Origin of the sequence: Bradyrhizobium lablabi, assembly GCF_001440475.1 — a bacterium.
In the GTDB taxonomy this organism is placed as follows: domain Bacteria; phylum Pseudomonadota; class Alphaproteobacteria; order Rhizobiales; family Xanthobacteraceae; genus Bradyrhizobium; species Bradyrhizobium lablabi.
The window spans coordinates 16,455-19,291 of sequence record NZ_LLYB01000061.1 but is presented as its reverse complement, the minus strand read 5'-3'; the positions used below and the strand labels follow the sequence as shown (position 1 = coordinate 19,291).

The 2,837-nt window shown below is 59.8% G+C and carries 2 protein-coding genes and 2 pseudogenes; 3 read left to right on the top strand and 1 reads right to left on the bottom strand.

Annotation, left to right across the window (positions count from 1 at the left end; genetic code table 11):
- Positions 1-26 precede the first annotated feature (26 nt).
- Positions 27-1,436, top strand: coding sequence for a type I glutamate--ammonia ligase (gene glnA / locus CQ14_RS14500; protein WP_057858562.1), 1,410 nt, complete (start codon positions 27-29; stop codon positions 1,434-1,436).
- 251 nt (positions 1,437-1,687) lie between these two features.
- Here glnA and CQ14_RS14495 read toward each other — a convergent pair whose 3' ends face one another.
- Positions 1,688-1,972, bottom strand: a complete 285-nt coding sequence (locus CQ14_RS14495) for an usg protein (RefSeq protein WP_057858561.1) — start codon at positions 1,970-1,972, stop codon at positions 1,688-1,690.
- Positions 1,973-2,234: 262 nt separating this feature from the next.
- On the opposite strand from CQ14_RS14495, the pseudogene CQ14_RS46225 reads away from it, so the two are divergent.
- Together CQ14_RS46225 and CQ14_RS46220 are read left to right on the top strand one after the other, a co-directional pair.
- Positions 2,235-2,372, top strand: a pseudogene (locus tag CQ14_RS46225) (co-chaperone GroES); the annotation flags it as partial.
- A gap of 1 nt (position 2,373) precedes the next feature.
- Positions 2,374-2,548 (top strand): annotated as a pseudogene (locus CQ14_RS46220) (co-chaperone GroES); the annotation flags it as partial.
- Between the last annotated feature and the right edge of the window lie 289 nt (positions 2,549-2,837).

Below are 2,837 nucleotides of genomic sequence, written 5' to 3'. Positions count from 1 at the left end.
CCGTCCCGCAGCCAAAAGGGGTATTCATGAAGACCGCCAAAGACGTCCTGAAATCGATCAAGGACAACGACGTCAAATACGTCGACCTGCGCTTCACCGATCCGCGCGGCAAGTGGCAGCACGTCACCTTCGACGTCAGCATGATCGAAGAGGACACCTTCGCCGAAGGTCAGATGTTCGACGGCTCCTCGATCGCCGGCTGGAAGGCGATCAACGAATCCGACATGTGCCTGATGCCCGACCCCGTCACCGCGACGATCGACCCGTTCTTCGCCGAGACCACCATGGTCATCATCTGCGACGTGCTCGAGCCGACCACCGGCGAGCCCTACAACCGCGATCCGCGCGGCATGGCCAAGAAGGCCGAGGCGATGGTGAAGTCGATGGGCGTCGGCGACACCGTGTTCTTCGGCCCCGAAGCCGAATTCTTCGTATTCGACGACGTTCGCTTCCAGACCACCCCCTACAACACCGGCTTCAAGCTGGATTCGTCGGAACTGCCGACCAATTCGGACACCGAATATGAGGGCGGCAATCTCGGTCACCGCATCCGCACCAAGGGCGGCTACTTCCCGGTCCCGCCGCAGGACTCGGTGCAGGACATGCGCTCGGAAATGCTCGGCGCGATGGCCAAGATGGGCGTCAAGGTCGAAAAGCATCACCACGAAGTCGCTTCCGCCCAGCACGAGCTCGGCATGAAGTTCGACACCATGACGCTGATGGCCGACCAGATGCAGATCTACAAATACTGCATCCACCAGGTCGCGCACATCTACGGCAAGACCGCCACCTTCATGCCGAAGCCGGTCTATGGTGACAACGGCTCGGGCATGCACTGCCACCAGTCGATCTGGAAGGGCGGAAAGCCCGTGTTCGCCGGCAACAAGTATGCCGACCTCTCGGAGACCTGCCTCCACTACATCGGCGGCATCATCAAGCACGCCAAGGCGATCAACGCCTTCACCAACCCGTCGACCAACTCCTACAAGCGCCTGGTCCCGGGCTATGAAGCCCCCGTGCTGCTCGCCTACTCCGCGCGCAACCGCTCGGCCTCCTGCCGCATCCCCTATACGGCGAACCCGAAGGCCAAGCGCGTCGAGGTCCGCTTCCCCGACCCGATGGCCAACCCCTATCTCGGCTTCGCCGCGATGCTGATGGCCGGCCTCGACGGCATCAAGAACAAGATCGATCCGGGTCCGGCGATGGACAAGGACCTCTACGACCTGCCGAAGGAAGAGCTGAAGCAGATCCCGACCGTCTGCGGCTCGCTCCGCGAGGCGCTGGAAAATCTCGACAAGGACCGCGCCTTCCTGAAGAACGGCGGCGTGTTCGACGACGACTTCATCGACAGCTTCATCGAGCTGAAGATGACCGAAGTCGAGCGCTTCGAAATGACCCCGCACCCGGTCGAGTTCGACATGTACTATTCGCTGTGATTTCGCGCGGCGTTCGCGCCGCCGGTGTCACAGTTGCGAGAATGCGAAAGGCGCTCCGAAGGGAGCGCCTTTTGTTTTTGGGCCAGAAGCCGACTCATGCACCGCAGCAAACAACTTAAATTATTCGATCACGTCGTTGGCGCCGGCAAACAGAAAATGCGGGCTTGTGATCTCCCTGAATTGGCCCGCGTGAAGAGAGTAAATTTCCCGAACACATTTTGCGCATGAGCGACAGAAATCGCGCGCTCGCGTTAATGCAACCGGAAGACTCCGTCCACGGCGCGCAGTTCGGCAGGCTTGATCAGTTTGGAGTGCGCGACGGTGACCGCAAACAGCGGGCCTTCGAGCTTTGTTTCCCAGAACGCGAGGAAATCCTTCAACGCCGGGAAATCCGGAAACATATCGTAGTCCTGCCAGACGTAAGTTTGCAGCAGCCAGCGCCGATCCGGACGGCGGTAAACGATTTCCGCTGTTGTCAGTCCGTAGCCTAAGACCTGCTTCCTGAAATCCCTGGAAACCGCATCTTTCTCGATCATGCCAACCTCCAGCGCAACCGAAGAGCAATGGGTGATTCTCAATTCGCCAAAAACCAAAACGTTCAACAGGTCATAGCAATCAACGCGCTAGCAGCATGTTACTTCACCTGCGAGCAGGCGCCTCCCCCGGAAACTCAAGTCGCAGTCAATCGTGGGCCGACCCCCTTGCGCCCCAGTGTCACAGGCTTATGTCAAGGGCGGCTAGCACTCGCTTATTGCGACTGCCAATCCAGAAAAAATCACAAAAGTCATGGAGGATCGCATGAAGTTCCGGCCGCTCCACGACCGCGTTGTGGTCAAACGCATCGATGCCGAAGACAAAACCGCTGGCGGCATCCTCATTCCGGACAGTGCCAAGGAAAAGCCCTCCCAGGGCGAAGTCGTCGCCGTTGGCCCCGGCNCCGTGACGAAGCCGGCAAGCTCATCCCGATCGACCTCAAGGTCGGCGACCGTGTGTTGTTCGGCAAGTGGTCGGGCACCGAGGTCAAGCTCGATGGTCAGGAACTTCTGATCATGAAGGAAAGCGACATCATGGGCGTTCTCACCGACGTTCCCGTCGCCAGGAAGGCCGCTTAAGCGCTTTAGCCTGTTTCCCTCATCCTGAGGAGCCGGCGCAGCCGGCGTCTCGAAGGAAGAGGCCTGCAATCCAAATCTCATCCCTCAGGAATCCGGCCAGTCGCGTGGATCTCGGGATCTGGGAATACGGAGATCATCATGTCAGCCAAGNAAATTCGGCGTTGATGCCCGCGACCGCATGCTGCGCGGCGTCGACATTCTCCACAATGCCGTCAAGGTGACGCTCGGCCCGAAGGGCCGCAACGTCGTGCTCGACAAGTCTTTCGGCGCCCCCCGCATGACCAAGGAC